The sequence below is a fragment of the Pseudomonas sp. CC120222-01a genome, assembly GCF_003097235.1.
Lineage (GTDB): Bacteria > Pseudomonadota > Gammaproteobacteria > Pseudomonadales > Pseudomonadaceae > Aquipseudomonas.
Map to the genome: position 1 here is coordinate 47,036 of NZ_QEQQ01000022.1, position 20,540 is coordinate 67,575.

Below are 20,540 nucleotides of genomic sequence, written 5' to 3' on the forward strand. Positions count from 1 at the left end.
ATTCCTTGCCTGGACTATTCCCCATGTCTCTACGCAACATGAACATCGCCCCGCGCGCGTTGCTCGGGTTCGCCCTGATCGGCGTGCTCATGCTCGGCCTCGGTATCTTCTCGCTCATTCAGATGGGCAATATCCGACAGGCCGGCGTCGACATCGAAAATGTCAGCGTGCCCAGCATCAAGACCCTGGACGAGCTGACCGCGCTCAACCTGCGCATGCGCACCCTGTCCTATCGCCTGCTGCTCAATCGCGACCCGGATACCCAGCGCGATACCCTCAACCTGCTGGACCAGCGCAACGCCCAGATCGACCGCGCCCACCAGGCCTACCTGCCGATGATCGGCGCTGCCGACGAGCGGGCTGCGTTCGACCAGTACACCCAGCTGCTCAGCCAGTACCGCCAGCTCGAGTCGCGCATGCGCAGCCTGAGCCAGGCCAACCGCCTGGACGAACTGCGCGACCTGCTCAATCGCGACCTGCTGGCCAACTCCGAACAGATCAACAAGGTCATGGACAGCCTGGTGCAGATCAACACCGACCAGACCCGCGCCACCAATGAAACCGCCGCCAGCCAGTACTCCGCCGCCTTCGCCCTGGTGATCGGCCTGTTGATCGCCGCTACCGTACTGACCTTCCTCTGCGCCTTCCTGCTGACCCGCAGCATCGTCAAGCCGATCGAAGAAGCGCTGCAGGCGGCCGAGCAGGTGGCCGACGGCGACCTGACCAAGGTCATCCGCGCCGAGGGTACCGACGAAGCAGCCCGCCTGCAGCGCGCCATGGCGCGCATGCAGGACAAGCTGCGCGACACCCTGCAACTGATCGCCGGTTCCGCCACCCAGTTGGCATCGGCAGCCGAGGAGCTGAACTGCGTCACCGACGAAAGCGCCCGCGGCCTGCAGCAGCAGAACAACGAAATCGAACAGGCCGCCACCGCCGTCACCGAGATGACCAGCGCCGTGGAAGAAGTTGCGCGCAACGCGGTCAGCACTTCGGAGGCTTCAAGCGAAGCCAGCCGCTCGGCCGGCGACGGTCGTGACCTGGTCATGGAAACCGTAGGTGCCATCGAGCGCATGAGCGGTGACGTGCAGGCCACCGCCCAGCTGATCACGCACCTGGCCGAACAATCGCGCGACATTGGCAAGGTGCTCGACGTGATTCGTGGCCTGGCCGACCAGACCAACCTGCTGGCACTGAACGCGGCGATCGAAGCGGCACGTGCCGGTGAGGCCGGTCGTGGCTTTGCCGTGGTGGCGGACGAAGTGCGGGCGCTGGCCCATCGTACCCAGCAGTCGACCAGCGAAATCGAACGCATGATCGGCAGCATCCAGGGCGGTACCGAACAGGCGGTGGAGTCGATGCGCACCAGCACCGAGCGCGCCGAGTCGACGCTGAATATCGCCAAGGGTGCGGGCATGGCGCTGGATACCATTGCCGGGGCGGTGGCGCAGATCAACGAGCGGAACCTGGTGATTGCCAGTGCGGCAGAGGAGCAGGCCCAGGTGGCGCGGGAAGTGGACCGCAACCTGGTGAACATCAATGACCTGTCGGTGCAGAGTGCTACCGGGGCGCATCAGACCAGCGCGGCGAGTGCCGAATTGTCGCGCCTGGCCGTTGATCTGAACGGGTTGGTGGCGCGCTTCCGTACCTGACATCTAAGAAGCCGGGGCCGCTTCGCGGCCCCGGCAATCTCGGATCAGTAATCGATCCGCACATCCCCTTTCGGCACACTGCAGCACGACAGGATGTAGCCCTCGGCTTCGTCTTCCTCGGTAATCCCGCCGTTGTGCTCCATCTCCACTTCGCCGCCCAGCTTGAGCACCTTGCAGGTCCCGCAGATGCCCATGCCGCAGGCTTTCGGGATCATCAGGCCAACCTTCGCCGCCGCCGCATGCACGGTCTCGCCCGGGGCAACGCGGATGCTCTTCTCGCTGCCGATGAACTCCACCAGGTTGAGGTCCGACGCATCCACTTCCGGTGCGTCGGCCGCCTGCTCGGCATGCTCCACCGCATCGGCCTTGGCCTCCGGCGGCGTCGCGCCAAACGACTCCTCGTGGTAGTTCTTCATGTCGAAGCCGACCGCTTCGAGCATGCGCTTGACCGCGCTCATGTACGGCGTCGGGCCGCAGCAGAACACTGTGCGCTCCATGTAGTCCGGTGCGATCAGTTCCATCAGGCGCTGGTTGAGGTAACCGCGATACCCCGCCCATGGCTCACCCAACCCATGCTTCTCGCAAATGATGTGCAGGCTGAAGTTGGGAATCCGCGAAGCCATCTGCTCCAGTTCGCGGTGGTAGATGATGTCCTTCGGCGAGCGGGCACTGTGCACAAAGACCATGTCGACGTTGGCGTTGGTGTCGTAGAACCAGCGCGCCATCGACATCACCGGGGTAATGCCCACGCCACCGGAGAGGTACAGCACCTTGCCCGCCGGGAAATCGATGGCGTTGAACAGCCCCACCGGGCCGTGCACCGGCAGCTCGGCGCCTTCGTGCATGGTGTCGTGGAGGAAGTTGGACACCTGCCCACCCGGTACGCGCTTGACCGTGATCGAGAAGCTGTAGGGCACCGACGGCGAGCTGGAGATGGTGTACGAACGCATCACCGGCTTGCCTTCGATTTCCAGCTCCAGGGTGACGAACTGCCCGGGCTTGAAGAAGAACATGATTGGCTGGTCGGCCATGAAGCAGAAGGTGCGCACGTCCCAGGTCTCCTGGATGACCTTGACGCAGCGCACGATGTGGCGGCCATTGGCCCAGGTCTGGGTGGTGACCGGATTGAGGAAGGTATCGGACATGTTCATCTCCAGCGGCCGACTATGGCCCTTTTTATGGCTCCGATAATGCGCAAGCCGTGAGCGACGTACATTCCTGCCAGCGACATCGGCGTGCTTATCGCGACCAGCCCCGCGCTACAAGGGCTGGCGCGTCGTAATTCAAATCGGCCATGTCGCCCATGGATACGGTTCGTGGCGTCTTCGGACGCACACTCCACGGCAAAACAACCAGCTGTTTTCAAGACAGTGACCTTGCGGCACCACAACAACGATTAGCCACCTTTTGCCGGCCGCGCACGGCCCCGAGGAATACACGATGGACGTCACCGCAACCCTGAGCCTGGGCGATCCACTGGAACCTGCACGCAAGGCCACCGCCGAGATGCTGCAGACCCGCGAGCGCACCTACTCGCTGCCCCAGCCGTTCTACACCGACGAGCGTCTGTTCCAGATCGACATGCAGGAGATCTTCCAGAAGGAATGGCTGATCGCCGGCATGACCTGCGAGATCCCGGCCAAGGGCAACTACATCACCCTGCAGATCGGCAATAACCCGATTCTGGTGGTGCGTGGTGCTGAAGGCACCGTACACGCCTTCCACAACGTCTGTCGCCACCGCGGCTCGCGTCTGTGCGTGAGCGACAAGGGCAAAGTGGCCAAGCTGGTCTGCCACTACCACCAGTGGACTTACGAACTGGACGGTCGCCTGTTGTTCGCCGGCACCGAAATGGGCGACGACTTCGACATGAAGCAACACGGCCTCAAACCGGTTAACGTAAAGGTTGCTGGCGGCTACATCTTCATCAGCCTGGCGGAAAACCCGCCAGCCATTGACGAGTTCCTGGCCACCCTGGACCACTACATGGAACCGTACGACATGGAGAACACCAAGGTGGCGGTGCAGACCACCTTGATGGAAAAGGCCAACTGGAAACTGGTACTGGAGAACAACCGCGAGTGCTACCACTGCTCCGGTTCGCACCCAGAGCTGCTGCAGACCCTGCTGGAGTGGGACGACACCAATGACCCACGCGCCGACCAGGCCTTCAAGGACCACGTAGCCGCCTCCGCCGCCGCCTGGGAAGCCGAGAAGATCCCGTACCTGCACAAGAGCCATGGCCTGCGTAACCGCATCGTGCGCATGCCGCTGCTCAAGGGCACCGTGTCGATGACCATGGACGGCAAGCAGGCCTGCCAGAAGCTGATGGGCCGCATCAAGAACCCGGACCTGGGCTCGATGCGCATCCTGCACCTGCCGCACTCGTGGAACCACTGCATGGGCGACCACATGATCGTCTTCACCGTGTGGCCGATCAGCGCCCAGGAGACCATGGTCACCACCAAGTGGCTGGTGCACAAGGATGCCGTCGAAGGCGTGGACTACAACCCAGAGCACATGCGCAAGGTGTGGGACGCCACCAACGACCAGGACCGCCGCCTGGCCGAAGAGAACCAGCGCGGGATCAACTCCACTGCGTACCAGCCTGGCCCGTACTCGAAGACCTACGAGTTTGGCGTAGTGAACTTCATTGACTGGTACAGCCAGCGGGTACTGAACAACCTGGGCGCGGAGCCAGCGCCGTACCTGAAGGAAGTACAAGCGCAGTAACGATGCAGCGGCACTGAAAACGCCACGGCCGGGTGACCCGCCGTGGCGTTTTACATGACAATCCAGAACTTCGTCACATGTTATCCACAAATTTACCTACAGCCCTTGTGGACAGCGGTACAAGCACTCTCAACAATGCCCCTGCCAGCGATTGATCATTATTTGATCAAGTCACTGTAAGCCTCTGATTCAAAGGCTTACAGCCCACACCGAACATCTTGTCCACAGAAGCACCAACAGTTTTTGTGCGCAGTTGCATTCTGACCTCTGAAATTCTGTGGGTAAGCTGCGCAAGTGCCTGAAAATACTGGCTCCACGCAATTCCGCATGCTTTTGGTTGTTTTTTGATCAACACGCTGCAGCCCCCGGAATCCGTGACCTTCGGCAGATGCCAAACAGATTATCCACAGATCCGCCAACAGTGATTGTGGGAAAGTTGGTCGCGCCGATTCAGCAACTGCCCGTTTTCAACACCGCCGCCGCTGATCATTTTTTAATCACACTTCCGGAACCATTGCCAGACAAGGCCCCCAGCAAAGCGCAAACACTTTATCCACACAGTGGCGAACAGATTCCGTGGGCAAAACTGCGACGCACCTGACATTTTTGCCAGTTCCACCAGATTCGTTCCTGTGGTTCAGTAAGCGCCACTACTTTGGCATCATTCAGGAGCAACTTATGCACAGGCGATTGCCCGGGACTGTGTAATGGTTCGATCAAAGCCATGGGATGGGGGTAATCAGCACCAAAGGGCAGTCCTGGACTTACCTGGTGTTGCGCTGTGCGGCAAAGGATGGGGGATTGTCGGTGGGGGAGCGGGTGTGGTTCGAGCCAGTGACAGAAGGCTTGGCGAACTGGGCGTTCAATGTGGTCCGGCAATAACGGTTTTTTGTAAGAGCGGCACAAGGCCGCTCCTAGCAAAAAGTGCAGCCAGGCTCAGCGCAGAACGCCCTCCTCTACCAGCAGCTTGAGGATGGCTTCGGCGCCTTCCTGTGGAGAAACATCTTTCAGCACCTTGCCGCCGCCACCACTGGCCTTCGCAGTAGCTGCCTTCATCCGGTCCGCGCCGCTCTTGGCTTTGATCACCTTGAGCCGCTTGGGCCGTGGCCGCGCCGGCTGCAGCTCGGCGTCAGCCAGCAGTTCATCCTCGACGATCGCCACATTGCGCGCCGCCAACACACCCCGGCGCGCCGGCCCGAAGGCGCTCTGACGTGGCTTGGGTGCAGCGTTATCCACAGTTGCCAATAACGGCAGGCGCACTTTCAGCCGACGCCGCTGGCCGCGCGGCAGGGCCTGCAGTACTTGAGCAGTGCCATTGTCGATCGACTCGACTTCGGCCAACCCCACCACCAGCGGCCAGCCGAGCTTCTCGGCCAGCAGGAACGGCAGCATGCCCGACCCTTCACCAGTTTCAGCCTGGCTGCCGGTCAGCACCAGCTGAGCGCCAGCATCGCGCAGGTAATCGCCCAGCACGCCCAGCACATCGGCGCCAGCCGGTTGTTCCAGCACGTCCAGGTGGTCCAGGCCCATGCCCAAGTAGGCGCGCAGCGCCTCTTCCCGTGGGTCGCCGGCATGTACCACTTGCAAGTTATCCCCAGCCAGCTGCAAGCCCAGTTCCACCGCGCGCGCATCCTGCTCGGCGCGGCGAGCGCGGCCAGAGCTTGGGTGGGCACCGATGGAAACCAGGCTGATCACTTTCGTACTCATGCTCGTGCCCTTATGCCGCGTCGCGCTGGCCGCCGCTGCGGAAGTTGTCCACAGCCTCGATCAGAGCCTGGAGAATCGCCGAACTGTCGCCAATCACCGACAGGTCGGCCCGTTTGATCATGTCGCAGCCCGGGTCCATGTTGATCGCCACCACCTTGTCGCAGGCGCCGATGCCCTGCAGGTGCTGGATCGCGCCCGAGATACCCACAGCCACGTACACGCGTGCAGTGACCCAGGTGCCGGTGGCACCGACCTGGCGGTTGCGCGGCATGAAACCGTCGTCCACCGCCACCCGCGAGGCGCCTTCGGTGGCGCCGAGAGCGGCAGTGGCCTTGTGATACAGGTCCCAGTCCTTGACGCCGTTGCCGCCCGAGACGATGAACTCGGCTTCGGCCATGGCGATGGTCGCCGGGTCGACGGCCACCGAGCCCAGGTCCTCGATGCGCGACAGGCTGCGCGCCACGCTTGTGGACAACTCCACCGGCAGCGCTTCGTGACGGGTTTCGCTGACTGGCTCGGCACACTCCGCCGCGCCCAGGATCAGCCGTGGTACGGCGCGTTGCAGGTCTTGCTGGCCGGCACCGGCACGGCCGATGCACTGGCCGTCCTTGATCTGCCAGACTCGCGTCGCCGGGCGCTCGCCGAGGGACGCACCGAGGCGCCGCCCCAGCTCGCCGCCACCGCTGCGGCTGTCGGGCAGCAACCAGTGGCGCGGGGCAAACTGGTTATCCACAGCGCGCAGGCCCTGCACCAGTTGCTCCGGTGCATAACCTTCGAATTCCTCGCCTTCGAGTACCAGCAGGCGATCGACACCGGCTGTGGAAAAGTTGCTTTCCTTGTGTTCGCCAAACACCACCGCCAGCACTGCGCCGTCGCTGCCAGCCAAGCCATGGGCCAGGCCCAGCAGGTCGCGGTCGTGGCTGCTCAGGCGGCCGCCGACCATGTCCGGCACCACGGCGATGTAGAACGCCGGCGCGGGCACCTGGTGCAGCGGCAGTTGCACTTCGGCTGCCGCCGTACGCCGCCCGCCGACACCGGTGCCCTGCTGGGCACCACTGCGGTCGATGCGCTTGAGGCCGGCCGGGCCGATGAAACCTGCGGCGATAGCGTGGGGGTTCTTGCGGATCAGGCCGTTGGGCCCCATCCAGCGGGTCTGTTGCGTCTGCATCGCCGCATGCAGCGGATGCAGACGGTTACGGGCGATCCACTCGGCGCGTGGGTCGCGGCGGATAATGTCGCTCATCAGTGCACCTCCGCAGGTTCGCGTTTAACCGTTGGCGACTTTGGGGCCGCGGGAGTTTCCTCTTCGATCAGCACATCAGCCACCAGCTCGGCGAGGTCCTTGATCTGCGGGCGCGGTTCGACCACGCCTTCGAGCATCGCGGTGCACTGTGGGCAACCCACGGCCACCAGCTCGGCCTTGGTCTCGCGGATGTCGTCCATGCGCATGTCCGGAATCCGCTGCTTGCCAGGGATGTCGGTGATCGGCGCACCGCCACCACCACCGCAGCAACGGGAACGGAAGCCCGAGCGTTCCATTTCGCGCACTTCGATACCCAGCGCCTTGAGCACTTCACGCGGGGCTTCGTACTCGCCGTTGTAACGGCCCAGGTAGCACGGGTCGTGGTAGGTGACGCTGCCGCCCTTGTGCTGGCCGAGGTTCAACTTCTTGGCCGCGATCAGTTCGGCGATGTAGGTACTGTGGTGCAGCACCTGATAATCACCGCCCAGTGCGCCGTACTCGTTCTTCAGCACATGGAAGCTGTGCGGGTCGCAGGTGACGATGCGCTTGAACTGGTACTTGGCCAAGGTCTGGATGTTGCGCTTGGCCAGTTGCTGGAAGGTCGCTTCATCGCCCAGGCGGCGTGCCACGTCGCCGCTGTCGCGCTCTTCCAGGCCGAGCACGGCGAAGTCCACGCCGGACGCCTTGAGCACCTTGACGAACGAACGCAGGGTGCGCTGGTTGCGCATGTCGAAGGCACCGTCACCGACCCAGAACAGCACTTCGGTGGCCTTCACCTCCGACAGCAGTTGCAGGTTGAGGTCGGCAGCCCAGTTCATCCGCCCGCCTGGGGCGAAGCCGCCAGGGTTGTCGGTGGCGATCAGGTTGTCCAGCACCTCCGCGCCCTTGTTCGGGGTCGCGCCCTTTTCCAGGGTGAGGTGGCGGCGCATATCGACGATGGCATCGACATGCTCGATCATCATCGGGCATTCCTCGACACAGGCGCGGCAAGTGGTGCACGACCACAGCGTCTCGGCATCGACCAGGCCGTTGACGATTGGCTGGTGCGGGTTGCCGCTGTGCTCGCCGACCGGCTTGCCGGGGTACGGGCTACCGGCAAAGTTGGCATCACTACCACCCGCCAGGCCAATGACCATGTCCTGGATGAGCTTTTTCGGGTTTAGTGGCTGGCCGGCGGCGAACGCCGGGCACATGGCTTCACATTTGCCGCACTGCACGCAGGCATCGAAGCCGAGCAGCTGGTTCCAGGTGAAGTCCACCGGCTTTTCCACGCCCAGCGGCGCGTTCGGGTCTTCCAGGTCCAGCGGCTTGAGGCCGGTGGAGCGCCCGCCCCCGAAGCGTTCGGCACGGCGGTGCCAGGCCAGGTGCAAAGCACCGGCGAAGGCGTGTTTCATCGGGCCGCCCCAGGTCATGCCGAAGAACAGCTCCGACACGCCCCACAGCACACCCAGGCCGAGAATGCCGACCATGACCCAGCCGCCCGTGTTGGCCGGCAGAATGCCGGCGACCGGCAAGGTGGCAATGAAGAAGCTGGCGGCGAACACCAGCAGGCTCTTCGGCAGGCGCATCCACGGGCCCTTGGACAGGCGCGAAGGCGGGTTCAGGCGGCGTTTGAAGACGAAGATGGCGCCAGTGAACATGATCACCGTGGCCACCAGCAGCGCGTAGCCGAGGATCTTGCTCTGCAGGCCGAAGCCATGCACCAGGATCGCCAGCAGTGCCGACAGCACGAAGCCGCCGGCGGTGGCCACGTGGGTCTTGGACATGTACTTGTCGCGCTCGACCACGTGGTGCAGGTCGACCAGGTAGCGCCGCGGCATGGCCAGCAGGCCGCCGACCAGGTCAACCTTGGACGGCCGGCCACGCCGCCACATGCGCACCCGGCGCAGGGCGCCGAGCACTGCCAGGCCAAGGGCAGCGAACAGCAGGATGGGTAGAAGGGTGTTCAACATGGGAGGCTCCCACAACAGCTGGATTCTTGCGCCACTCTCAAGCGCGGCGCGGACCCCTGTGGGAGCGGCCTTGTGTCGCGAAAGGGCTGCGCAGCAGCCCCAGGGGCTCAGCGGTGCTGCACAGATCCTGGGGCCGCTTCGCGACCCTTTCGCGACACAAGGCCGCTCCCACAGGGGGGCCAATCCCGCCCTCGGGGGCGGTGTTCATGCCAGTGCGATCAGAAGTCCTTGCACAGGCGCAAGGCGTCGTAGATCGCCGCATGCACGTTGCGCTGAGCCACGCAGTCGCCGATGCGGTACAGCAGGTAGCCCTCGCCCGGCTGGCTGAGGATCGGCTGTGGCTTGATGGCGAACAGCGCCTCCACGTCGATCTGGCCCTTGTTGCGCGAACCTTCCTTCAGCGCGTAGTACAGCTGCTCGTCAGGACGCACGCCGTTCTCCACCACCACCTGGTCGACCACGCGTTCTTCCTTGGCGCCGGTGTATTCGTTCTCCAGCACCGCCACCAGCTTGTCGCCTTCGCGGTAGACCTTTTCCAGCATCATGTCGCCGGTCATGATCACTTCTTTCGGGTACATGCTGCGGTAGTAGGTCGGGAAGGTGGTACCGCCCATGGCCACGCCCGGCTTGATGTCGTCGGTGACGATCTCGACCTGGCTGCCCTTGTCGGCAATGAAGTCGGCTACCGACATGCCGGTGAACTCGCAGATGGTGTCGTACACCAGCACGTTCTTGCCCGGTGCGACCTTGCCGTCGAGCACGTCCCAACTGCTGACCACCAGCCCTTCGGCGGCGCCCCAATGCTCGTTCTGCTCAAGGAACGAATGGCCACCGACTGCCAGCACGATGACGTCCGGGCGCAGGTCCTGAATGGTCGCCACGTCAGCGGCGGTGCCCAGGCGCAGGTCGACCTTCAGGCGTGCCAGCTCCAGCTGGTACCAGCGGGTGATACCGGCAATCTGGTCACGCTGCGGCGCCTTGGCCGCGATGGTGATCTGCCCGCCGATCTGGTCTTTCTTCTCGAACAGGGTCACGTCGTGGCCGCGTTCGGCCGCCACGCGGGCCGCTTCCATGCCGGCCGGGCCGGCGCCAACCACCACCACCTTGCGCTTGACGCCAGTGGTCTTCTCGATGATGTGCGGCACCCCCATGTATTCACGGGAGGTCGCGGCGTTCTGGATGCACAGCACATCCAGGCCCTGGTACTGGCGGTCGATGCAGTAGTTGGCACCGACGCATTGCTTGATCTGATCGACCTGGCCCATCTTGATCTTGGCGATCAGGTGCGGGTCGGCAATGTGCGCGCGGGTCATGCCGACCATGTCGACGTAGCCGCCTTCCAGAATACGCGTGGCCTGGTTCGGGTCCTTGATGTTCTGCGCATGCAGCACCGGGACCTTGACCACTTCCTTGATGCCGGCCGCCAGGTGCAGGAACGGCTCCGGCGGGTAGCTCATGTTAGGGATGACGTTGGCCAGGGTATTGTGGGTGTCACAACCCGAGCCGACCACACCGATGAAGTCGATCATGCCGGTGGCGTCGTAGTAGGCAGCGATCTGTTTCATGTCCTCATGGCTGAGGCCATCGGGGTGGAACTCGTCACCGCAAATACGCATGCCGACGCAGAAGTCGTCGCCCACTTCGGCACGCACGGCTTTCAATACTTCAAGGCCGAACTTCATGCGGCCTTCGAAGCTGCCGCCCCATTCGTCGGTACGCTTGTTGACCCGCGGGCTCCAGAACTGGTCGATCATGTGCTGGTGCACCGCGGACAGCTCGACGCCGTCCAGGCCACCTTCTTTGGCACGGCGCGCAGCTTGCGCGTAGTTGCCGATCACACGCCAGATCTCTTCCACCTCGATGGTCTTGCAGGTGGCGCGGTGTACGGGTTCACGGATCCCCGACGGCGACATCAGGGTCGGCCAGTTGAAGCCGTCCCAGCGCGAGCGACGGCCCATGTGGGTAATCTGGATCATGATCTTGGCGCCATGCTTGTGCATGGCGTCAGCCAGGTTCTGGAAGTGCGGGATGATGCGGTCGGTGGACAGGTTGACCGACGACCACCACTCCTGCGGGCTGTCGATGGCGACGACGGACGAGCCGCCGCAGATCGCCAGGCCGATGCCGCCCTTGGCCTTCTCTTCGTAGTACTTCACGTAGCGGTCGGTGGTCATGCCGCCGTCAGTAGCGTAGACCTCGGCGTGCGCAGTGCTGAGTACGCGGTTGCGGATGGTCAGTTTGCCGATCTGGATCGGCTGGAACATTGCTTCGAATGCCATGACGCTATCTCCGGCTTACAACGGCTTTGTAACGAACAGGCCATCTTCGTGGCCTTCTTCCGAACCGCCGTAGACCTGTTCGGCCACGGTGCGGATCTTGCTGCCGCGGGCAGCGAGAATCTGGTCCATGGCGCCGGCGAACCAGCCGGTGAACATGTAGTCGACCTTGCGGCCGCACTTGCCATAGACGTACACGAACGCGGAGTGCTTGAGCTTGACGCTGCAGGTGCCTTTGTCCAGGTCGATGTCCTGGATCTCGAACAGGCCCCAGCCACGCTGGCTCAGGCGCTTCATGTAGTGCTCGAACACCGCTACGCCTTCCAGGCCATGGCATTCGGCTTCTTTTTCACACCAGTGCCAGGCGGACTTGTAGCCGGCCTTGTAGAGGATTTCGGCGTAGGCGTCGGCGCCCAGCACTTCCTCGATGCCCATGTGGTTGTTGACGAAGAAATGGCGCGGCACATACAGCATCGGCAGGGCGTCGCTGGTCCAGACACCGGTCTCGCTGTCGACTTCGATTGGCAATTGCGGGGCGATCTTGGCCATGGAAACTCAACTCCATAAAATTTTTATGTGGGTGCCCCGGCGTTGCTGGCAGGGGCTATCAGGCTTGGAGAGCGGCTTACTCGCCCCAGACGTCCTTGAGGACGTTGACCCAGTTCTCGCCCATGATCTTGCGCACCACGCGCTCGGAATGGCCGCGCTTGAGCAAGGTCTCGGTGAGGTTGGGGAATTCGCCGACAGTGCGAATACCCAGCGGGTTGATGATCTTGCCGAAGTTGGTCAGGCGACGGGCGTAACCCTTGTCGTGGGTCAGGTACTCGAAGAAGTCCTGGCCGTGGCCCTGGGTGAAGTCGGTACCGATACCGATGGCGTCTTCACCGACGATGTTCATGGTGTACTCGATGGCCTCGGCGTAGTCGTCGATGGTCGAGTCGATGCCCTTGGCCAGGAACGGCGCGAACATGGTCACGCCGACGAAGCCGCCGTGGTCGGCGATGAACTTCAGCTCTTCATCCGACTTGTTGCGCGGGTGTTCCTTCAGGCCCGAAGGCAGGCAGTGGGAGTAGCAGACCGGCTTCTTCGATTCGAGGATGACTTCTTCGGAGGTCTTGGAGCCGACGTGGGACAGGTCGCACATGATGCCGACGCGGTTCATCTCGGCAACGATCTCGCGGCCGAAGCCCGACAGGCCGCCGTCACGCTCGTAGCAACCGGTGCCGACCAGGTTCTGGGTGTTGTAGCACATCTGCACGATGCCCACGCCCAGCTGCTTGAACACGTCGACGTAGGCGATCTGGTCTTCGAACGCATGGGCGTTCTGGAAGCCGAAGAGGATGCCGGTCTTGCCCAGTTCCTTGGCCTTGCGGATGTCGGCGGTGGTACGCACCGGCATCACCAGGTCGCGGTTGTCGCGGATCAGCTTCTGGCTGGCGGCGATCTGGTCGACGGTAGCCTTGAAGCCTTCCCAGACCGACACCGTGCAGTTGGCCGCAGTCAGCCCGCCTCTGCGCATGTCTTCGAACAGCTCGCGGTTCCATTTGGCAATGATCAGGCCGTCGATGACGATGCTGTCGGCGTGAAGTTCGGCTGGGCTCATCAGGCTGTCCCCTTTGTTGATTTGGGCCGCGCCGAATCTTCTGCCGGCGCTTTGGGGCCAGCATATGCCTGTGCCCTGCGACGCCCCGATGCAAAAACGACAGGGGGTTTGCCGAAAGCGTCAATGCGCGACATCGCGGCCTCTGGCACGCCGCCTGGCGATGAGAGACAGTCTCGATAACGACATCCCACGCCGTTTCATGAACATTTCGTCAGGGAGCTATCGTCTTGTCTGCGGCTGAGCGAGAATCCAGCCGATTCGTCAGCCTTGTTGAGGAGAAAACGGATGAAATCAATGGCATGGCTGGTACTGCTGGCGGTCGTCTCGGGCGCCCACGCCGGCGAGGAAGAAAGCACCCCGTGCGACAACGTCGAGAGCGACCAGCAGACCTTCGCTTGCGCGGCCTTCAACAAGCAGACCGCGGAGCGCGAACTGAAGTCGGCGTATGACGACCTGATCCAGCGCATTCGCGACCAGTATGCCGACGAAGGCGACAAGGCCACGGCCCTGGTCGGGCGCATGGAGACCGCCGAGAAGCTGTGGACGCAGCTGCGCGATGCCGACTGCAAGGTCGAGACCTATGCCGAGCAGCAGGGCAGCAAGGCGTACCAGGCGGCCTGGGATACCTGCGTGGCACAGCGCAGTGATGATCGCTCGGAGTACCTGCAGTCCATCGGCCAGCAGTAAACCTGTGCTGGCCTCTTCGCGGATGAACCCGCCCAGCAGGAACTGCGAGTTCAGGCAGTGCGACTCCTGAGGAGATGGGTTCATCTCAACAATCTACTGTGAGCTCAAACAAAGAACTAAATACAAGTTTCAGAGTAATATCCTCAGCCGATTTCATCTCAGTTTAACAGATGAAAGTCATAAGACAGCGGAAAACAACCTCCTGAGAAAACCCAGCACGCCAGGAACAATATCACTATTCATTAAACCTTACCCATAATTAATGCTCCACGCCTCTGCGGTTTATCGCCGCTTATTGCTTGGAGCTCACATGCAAGGTACTGTAACTCTACCTGAACAGTATGTTTATCCTGGGGTCAGAATCCCCGTCATACTCCCTACACTTTATCCATTTGGTTTGCCTCACTGGCCGTATCCAATGGGAGGACCATTCTCGCCTGTAATAACACCTCCGCCACCGACGCCGACGCCGACGCCTGCACAACTCCTGGACGCCGTCGAAAAAGAAAGCGCCACCAAGTCCGGAATAAGTACCGTCTTCCTTGCAGCGAGTGAAGAGGTTGAAGGGCTAGCGTCTACTCTCTATTCAACTGCCACAAACGCGCGACAATATGCAACGGAGGATTTATTCCTAATAAAATTTGACGCAATTCCTGCCCTCGACACTTCCGCCCGACAGCTATTAGGATTCAATCCAACCTGGAGATCTTCCCAATCAGTCATATCAGCCTACGAGCAAAGATATGGAAAGATAAGCGAGAATCCTGATCTTTTTGTCCAAAGAGCTACCGAAAGTTATGCGTACTCCAGGACAAGGGATTTTGTAGCGCTACAAATGTACTATCTTTCGGAACAACTGAAGGGTTCCACCGCAGAGCAAGTCCGAGCTCGCGTTCAAGCAAGGGAAGCTGAACGAAGGGCAGCCGAAGCTGCGGCAAGGGCGGAAGCTGAGCGTATTGCAGTTGAGGCCGCCGCAAAAGCTGAAGCCGAACGTATCGCCGCTGAAGCTGCCGCGAAGGCCGAAGCCGAGCGTATCGCCGCCGAAGCTGCCGCGAAGGCCGAAGCCGAGCGTATCGCCGCCGAAGCTGCCACAATCCGGGCGGCAAATACATATACTACATCGGGTTCCACTGCACTAATCAGCTCGGTCGTGCTGACGGCTGCAGGCACTGTGTCAAGTAACATTCCACTGTTTTCACTTCGCACAGTACTAGGAACAGCGATTGGAGCACTTGAAGGTTACGCGATCGCAGTAGGTTCAGGTTTCATCGCCGGTGTTTCGGCTTTGCTCTACTCCCCTCGGCTCGGTAATGGCGAGCTCCCTGATCGCTACAGCCTGCAAACGCCGCTGTCAGATCTGTCGCCCAGCGTCAGCACAGCATTGGCAACTATTGAAGCCATGAGCAACACAGCTGAAATGCCCTACCGTTTCAGCTCGCGAACTACTGCCGATGGTTCTTCAGAAATTTTCGTAGTCAAAGCAGATGGCGGCCCGGTTCCATTCGATGTACGTCTACTTACCGCCTCATTCGACGCACAACGCAACATCTATACCGCGACCACTGCGGATTCTCCACCACGGATACTCACCTGGACTCCAATTAACAAACCAGAAGACTCTTCTACCAGCCTTCCCTCTGAGCAAAAACCTCCGATGATCTATCCCGGAGCCGAATTGCTACCAGTTGAAATCAGAATTGACAGCTACCCAGGTATTGCTGACGCCAATTTTGATGACTACATCGTTGTTTTTCCTGCAGACTCGGGATTGCCGCCAATCTACACAATGTTCAGGGATCGGCGGGAAGATCCTGGTACGGCAAGTGGGTATGGTCCTCAAGTTGACGAATCATGGTCCAGAGGCGCTTCGACAGGTGATGGAGCGCCCATTCCGATGCAGGTTGCTGACTTGCTGCGAGGAAGAAATTTCCCAAATTGGCGGGCCATGAGGGAAGCGATTTGGAAGGCGATTGGCAGCGACGAGATGCTGTCCAGGCAATTCAGTCGCCTAAATGTTGCTCGGATGTTGAAAGGGCTGGCACCTTATGTCCCTGAGAGTGAGCAGGTGGGGAAGCGAGATGTCGTTGAGCTCCACCATAAGGTGTTGATTTCAAAGGGTGGGGAGGTTTACAACTTAGAGAATATCTCACTTACAACACCGCGCTTGCATATCACAATCCACAACGGTGAATGACTATGAACACACCTATCAGCAAGATTACTGAAGAAGAATTCCTATCGTTTGTGAGAAAAATCTATGCAGTCGATTACCCCACAGACGAAGCTCATCGCGGTGCGGTACAGGAATTCAAGCGAATATCCGAGCATCCGGCTGGATCAGATCTTCTTTTTTACCCAGAGGAAGGAAAAGATAGCCCTGAGCAAATTGTGGCCGAAGTGAAGGCTTGGCGTGCTGCAAACGGCAAACCAGGGTTTGCAAAACCTTGATAATTGCCCCCACCCCGATCAGTTGCAGGCGGTCAAAAAAATGATCGGGGTACCCCCTCCCCCTAAACTCGCCGATCACCTTTACCAGCTTCTTGCTGATGCCGTAACGGCTGGCGATCTGCATCCGCTGATGGTCCTGGCGCGGGCGGATGTGCGCGAGCACGAACTGTTCGGACATCTGCACCGCCAGCTCGCTGCCATGGGCTAGACCGATCAGGTCGAGCACGGACGAAATCAATGGCAAGGCTGGTCTGCTGGCAGTCGTTACGGGTGCCTACGCCGGCGAGGAAGAAAGCACCCCGTGCGACAACGTCGGGAGCGACCAGCAGACCTACGCTTGCGCGGCATTCAACCAGCAGACCGCTGAACGCGAGCTGAAATCGGCGTATGACGACCTGATCCAGCGCATTCGCGACCAGTATGCCGATGAAGGCGACAAGGCAACGGCCCTGGTCGAGCGCATGGAGACCGCCGAGAAGCTGTGGACGCAGCTGCGCGACGCCGACTGCAAGGTCGAGACCTATGCCGAGCAGCAGGGCAGCAAGGCGTACCAGGCCGCCTTGGATACCTGCGTGGCGCAGCGCAGTGATGACCGCTCGGAGTACTTGCAGTCCATTGGACAACAGTAGAAACGCGAGCTGAGCGGGAAAGGTTTTCAGCTTATCTGCCTTGGCGATCCGAACCACAGTGCTACCCAGGCGCCCCACCCGGGGCGCTGGAATAGACTTAATCGGAAGCCAAGATATGACTACCAGCATCAGCAAAACCGACATGGACAGCGCGATCGCTGCCCTGAAGAAGGAAGGCGAAGAGCGCGCCGTCATGGTCGCCAACACCGTCTGCATCTTTGCCCCCGATGTGCCCGCCAGCGTTGCGGAAGACGTACTGGATGGCATGCGCCTGATGAACCTGTCGGCAAACAAGAAGTTCGACAAGGAAACCCAGCAGCGCGAGTGGTACAACTTCTACAACGACGGCCTGGGTAAGTTCGGCTGGACTTTGACCGGCGCCGCCCATGTAGAGGAAGCCCTCGACAAGGACACTCACACGCTGGCAACCCTGGCACCTGAGATTGTCACCTTCCAGATTGGCCGCAGTCATCGCTTGAGCCACTGCGTGAAACGCTCTTTCGAAGTCATCGTGAAAACGCCAAAGGCACAGCAACTGCTTGAAGAAAGCAGCGTGAGCGTTTCGGGGAAATCCAGCACTGTCCAGATTTCCGCCTGCGAGATGTCGCCGCAAGGGCTGCCGATCATGCACATGACCAGTGTTCAGCTGAGCTACGACAAAGCCGAAAAGGCCGCAGGTTCCGCTGGCCGCATCATCGACAAGTCGAATACGCGCGTTTACCGGGCCTCGCAACAAGGCTCGTTCAGTGTTCGCCACTTCGAAGCCATGCGCGAAGCCGTCAGGCTGAAACTGGCCAGCCAAGCATTCGACATCCTGGCACTCGACATCTGACCTGGACCTGGCGCCGTCCTGCGGCGCCAGGTTCCCCTTTTTGCGAATAGACCGAGGGCCCGCAAAATGCCCACGAAAGCTACCTCACAGCGTTACGAAGACCTCCATGCCTGCTTGCGCCTCGCGCAGCTGGAGGCCAACGGGGCTCATGACCGCCAGCTAGATGGCCAGCGTTGGTTCAGTCGCTTTCTGCTCACCCTGGAAGATCACGGAGCCAGGCTGTTTGAACGAACAACGAAAAACATCGCCTGCACGCCTACGGACGCTGTGTTTGAAGACGTCTTCTCTGGCTGGATTCCGCCACCTCAACAGCCAAACCTCAAGTTCAAACGGGTTGCCAGCGACATACTCCATGGTTTGAAACAGCCAGATCTCGCCCTGCTGCGCAGCACATCGGCCAGCTCGCATATGAGCATCGCGTTCGACCTGGATGACGACAGCGAACCCGTGGCCATTGTGTTTCACCTGTGGTGTACGACCGACCCGGACGCCCCTCGCACGCGCCTGGCCCTGCAACTGAATCACCTGGGCGTGAAACTCGACACCCAGGCATTCGAGGCACGGCGAGCCCAGCTGGAGAGCCGGCTGCAAGCGTTTTCCAACCTTGATCAGTTCTGATCTGGCGCCTGTGGCTTGAGTGCCTGACGCTCTTCGCGCGGGCAACGGCCAAAACGTCGTTTGTAACGGCGAGTGAAGTACGACGGCAACTCGAACCCGCACGCCACGCTGACCTGCGTGATGCTCATTTGCGTCTGGCACAGCAACTGACGCGCCTTGTCCAGACGCAGGCCGAGATAAAAGCCACTTGGCGTGTCATTCAGGTACAAACGAAACAAGCGCTCCAGTTGACGCCTGGTAATCATGGCTCGGGACGCCAGCTCCAAGGTGCTCAACGGCGGCTCGGTGTGCTTTTCCATCTCACCGATTACCTGCACCAGTTTGCGGTTACTGATGCCATAGCGAGAGGCAATTTGCATCCTCTGGTGGTCCTGGCGCGGGCGGATGCGGCCGAGTACGAACTGTTCTGACACCTGCACCGCCAGCTCGCTGCCATGGGCCTGCGCTATCAGGTCCAGCATCAGGTCGATCGACGCAGTGCCGCCCGCGCACGTGATACGCCGCCGGTCAATCTCGAACAGCTCCTGGGTCACTTGCAGGCGTGGATAGCGCTCTTTGAACGCATCCAACGCTTCCCAGTGCAAGGTCGCGCGGTAACCGTCGAGTAGTCCGGCCTCGGCCAACACCACCGGGCCGGTGTCGATACCACCGAGAATCGACCCTTCATGGTCAAGCCGGCGCAGCACCTGTTGCAAGCGGGGGCCATAACAGGCCAGCGGCTCGAAGCCGGCAACGATCAGCAACACTTCACCCGGCTCGCTCTCCCCCAACGCAGCGTCGGCGTTCACCGACATGCCATTACTCGCCTGCACCGCACCGCCATCCAGGCTGAGCACGCGCCAGCGATACGAAGGCCCCTTGAAACGGTTGGCCACGCGCAGTGGCTCCAATGCGCTGATAAAGCCCATTGCCGAGAACCCCGGCAACAACAGGAAATGAATCAGTTGCGGCATTACTTGCTCCACGACGAAAGGTGGTCGCCTCCGTGCAAATCTTGGTCGCCAGGGTGCGATTTCCCACCCTGTCGCCAGCGTAGCTTATCCACACGGCCCGCAGAGGCCGCCCTCAATAACAATATGCACTGCCGATGGAGAGCCACCATGCACAGCTTGATCCGCCGCAGCCTGTTGTCCCTTGCCCTGAGCAGCATCGTCGCCACCCCGCTTTACGCCGCCGAGCCGGCGGCCTGTCAGAATGTGCGCCTGGGCGTGGTCAACTGGACCGACGTCATCGCCACCAGCGCCATGGCCCAGGTGCTGCTCGACGGCCTGGGCTACCAGACCAAGCAGACCAGCGCCTCGCAGCAGATCATCTTCGCCGGTATCCGCGACAAGCGCCTGGACATGTTCCTGGGTTACTGGAACCCGATCATGACCCAGACCATCACCCCGTTCGTCGACGCCAACCAGGTCAGGGTCCTCGAAAAACCCAGCCTGGAAGACGCCCGCGCCACCCTTGCCGTGCCGAAGTATCTGTACGACAAGGGCCTGAAGACCTTCGCCGACATCCACAAGTTCGAGAAGGAACTGGGCGGCAAGATCTACGGTATCGAGCCCGGCTCCGGTGCCAACACCCAGATCAAGGCCATGATCACCAAGAACCAGTTCGACCTGGGCAAGTTCCAGCTGGTCGAGTCCAGCGAAGCCGGCATGCTCGCCGCCGTCGACCGTGCCGTACGGCGCAAGGAAGCGGTGGTGTTCTTCGGCTGGGCGCCGCACCCGATGAACGTGAACATCGACATGGCCTACCTCAGCGACAGCCAGGACGCCCTGGGCCCGGACGAAGGCCGTGCCACGGTGTGGACGGTAACCGCGCCGGACTATGCCGAACGCTGCCCCAACGCCCACCGCCTGCTGGCCAACCTGAAGTTCAGTGCCGAGGACGAGAGCCGCATGATGCAGCCGCTGCTCGACCACAAGGACGCGCTTGAGTCGGCCCGCCAGTGGCTGAAAGACCACCCCGAGGACAAGGCCCGCTGGCTTGAGGGTGTGACCACATTCGATGGCAAGCCCGCCGCCGACAACCTCAAGCTCACCGCCAACTGACCGGGCCCTTTCGCGGGCACGCCCGCTCCCACAGGTTACGCACATGCCAGGGGCACCTCGGCCCCTGTGGGAGCGGGCTTGCCCGCGAAAAGGCCAACACCGACACAACAAGGAACCG

The 20,540-nt window shown here is 61.3% G+C and carries 17 protein-coding genes and 2 pseudogenes; 10 read left to right on the forward strand and 9 right to left on the reverse strand.

The annotated features are described in order from the left end of the window. Positions 1–38: 38 nt before the first annotated feature. Positions 39–794: pseudogene (locus N430_RS30090) on the forward strand (MCP four helix bundle domain-containing protein); the annotation flags it as partial. Beyond that, positions 786–1,649 (forward strand): methyl-accepting chemotaxis protein, encoded by an 864-nt coding sequence (locus tag N430_RS30095; RefSeq protein ID WP_371922791.1) that lies wholly within the window; start codon positions 786–788, stop codon positions 1,647–1,649. The pseudogene N430_RS30090 and the gene N430_RS30095, both read left to right, overlap by 9 nt. Before the next feature lie 44 nt (positions 1,650–1,693). Here N430_RS30095 and gbcB read toward each other — a convergent pair whose 3' ends face one another. Beyond that, positions 1,694–2,794, reverse strand: a complete 1,101-nt coding sequence (gene gbcB / locus N430_RS23210) for a glycine-betaine demethylase subunit GbcB (protein WP_110639185.1) — start codon at positions 2,792–2,794, stop codon at positions 1,694–1,696. A gap of 295 nt (positions 2,795–3,089) precedes the next feature. Here gbcB and gbcA point away from each other — a divergent pair, with 295 nt between their 5' ends. After that, the gene (gene gbcA, locus N430_RS23215; protein WP_110639184.1) at positions 3,090–4,382 is read left to right on the forward strand and encodes a glycine-betaine demethylase subunit GbcA; all 1,293 of its coding nucleotides are present in this window, start codon (positions 3,090–3,092) and stop codon (positions 4,380–4,382) included. Between the two features lie 936 nt (positions 4,383–5,318). Here gbcA and N430_RS23225 read toward each other — a convergent pair. The 6 genes from N430_RS23225 to N430_RS23250 form a co-directional block, all read right to left on the reverse strand. Then, complete coding sequence (locus N430_RS23225; protein ID WP_085676312.1) at positions 5,319–6,089, reverse strand: electron transfer flavoprotein subunit beta; 771 nt, start codon at positions 6,087–6,089, stop codon at positions 5,319–5,321. A 10-nt stretch (positions 6,090–6,099) separates the two neighbouring features. Then, positions 6,100–7,332: an electron transfer flavoprotein subunit alpha/FixB family protein gene (locus tag N430_RS23230; protein ID WP_110639183.1), complete on the reverse strand. Its 1,233-nt coding sequence runs from the start codon at positions 7,330–7,332 to the stop codon at positions 6,100–6,102. Next, the gene (dgcB, locus tag N430_RS23235; RefSeq protein WP_110639182.1) at positions 7,332–9,284 is read right to left on the reverse strand and encodes a dimethylglycine demethylation protein DgcB; all 1,953 of its coding nucleotides are present in this window, start codon (positions 9,282–9,284) and stop codon (positions 7,332–7,334) included. Before dgcB ends, N430_RS23230 begins: the two co-directional genes overlap by 1 nt. A gap of 218 nt (positions 9,285–9,502) precedes the next feature. Then, a complete protein-coding gene (gene dgcA / locus N430_RS23240) occupies positions 9,503–11,563 on the reverse strand; it encodes a dimethylglycine demethylation protein DgcA (RefSeq protein WP_110639181.1) in 2,061 nt (686 codons plus the stop codon). A 15-nt stretch (positions 11,564–11,578) separates the two neighbouring features. After that, complete coding sequence (locus N430_RS23245) at positions 11,579–12,109, reverse strand: DUF5943 domain-containing protein (protein WP_003255698.1); 531 nt, start codon at positions 12,107–12,109, stop codon at positions 11,579–11,581. Positions 12,110–12,185: 76 nt separating this feature from the next. Next, entirely contained in the window at positions 12,186–13,163 is a 978-nt protein-coding gene (locus N430_RS23250; RefSeq protein ID WP_110639180.1) for a dipeptidase, read from the reverse strand. A 285-nt stretch (positions 13,164–13,448) separates the two neighbouring features. Between N430_RS23250 and N430_RS23255 the strand changes: the two genes are divergently transcribed. The 3 genes from N430_RS23255 to N430_RS23265 all read left to right on the forward strand — a co-directional run bounded on the left by N430_RS23255 (position 13,449) and on the right by N430_RS23265 (position 16,298). Further along, a complete protein-coding gene (locus N430_RS23255) occupies positions 13,449–13,850 on the forward strand; it encodes a lysozyme inhibitor LprI family protein (RefSeq protein WP_110639179.1) in 402 nt (133 codons plus the stop codon). 310 nt (positions 13,851–14,160) lie between these two features. Then, on the forward strand, positions 14,161–16,044 hold the full coding sequence (locus N430_RS23260) for an S-type pyocin domain-containing protein (RefSeq protein ID WP_158288804.1): 1,884 nt from the start codon (positions 14,161–14,163) through the stop codon (positions 16,042–16,044). Between the two features lie 2 nt (positions 16,045–16,046). After that, positions 16,047–16,298: a bacteriocin immunity protein gene (locus tag N430_RS23265; protein WP_110639177.1), complete on the forward strand. Its 252-nt coding sequence runs from the start codon at positions 16,047–16,049 to the stop codon at positions 16,296–16,298. A 63-nt stretch (positions 16,299–16,361) separates the two neighbouring features. Here N430_RS23265 and N430_RS23270 read toward each other — a convergent pair. Further along, a pseudogene (locus N430_RS23270) lies at positions 16,362–16,533 on the reverse strand (GlxA family transcriptional regulator); the annotation flags it as partial. A 19-nt stretch (positions 16,534–16,552) separates the two neighbouring features. On the opposite strand from N430_RS23270, the gene N430_RS23275 reads away from it, so the two are divergent. The 3 genes from N430_RS23275 (at position 16,553) to N430_RS23285 (ending at position 18,377) form a co-directional block, all read left to right on the forward strand. Next, positions 16,553–16,927, forward strand: a complete 375-nt coding sequence (locus tag N430_RS23275; RefSeq protein ID WP_371922792.1) for a lysozyme inhibitor LprI family protein — start codon at positions 16,553–16,555, stop codon at positions 16,925–16,927. 115 nt (positions 16,928–17,042) lie between these two features. Then, positions 17,043–17,759 carry a hypothetical protein gene (locus tag N430_RS23280; protein WP_110639175.1) on the forward strand — a complete coding sequence of 239 codons (717 nt, stop codon included), beginning with the start codon at positions 17,043–17,045 and terminating at the stop codon, positions 17,757–17,759. Between the two features lie 66 nt (positions 17,760–17,825). Continuing rightward, entirely contained in the window at positions 17,826–18,377 is a 552-nt protein-coding gene (locus N430_RS23285; RefSeq protein WP_110639174.1) for a hypothetical protein, read from the forward strand. On the opposite strand, the gene N430_RS23290 is transcribed toward N430_RS23285, so the two are convergent. Then, positions 18,368–19,330, reverse strand: coding sequence for a GlxA family transcriptional regulator (locus tag N430_RS23290; RefSeq protein ID WP_110639173.1), 963 nt, complete (start codon positions 19,328–19,330; stop codon positions 18,368–18,370). The two genes, N430_RS23285 and N430_RS23290, sit on opposite strands and share 10 nt — an antisense overlap. A gap of 147 nt (positions 19,331–19,477) precedes the next feature. On the opposite strand from N430_RS23290, the gene choX reads away from it, so the two are divergent. Then, complete coding sequence (gene choX / locus N430_RS23295) at positions 19,478–20,422, forward strand: choline ABC transporter substrate-binding protein (protein ID WP_110639172.1); 945 nt, start codon at positions 19,478–19,480, stop codon at positions 20,420–20,422. The last annotated feature ends 118 nt before the right edge of the window (positions 20,423–20,540 follow it).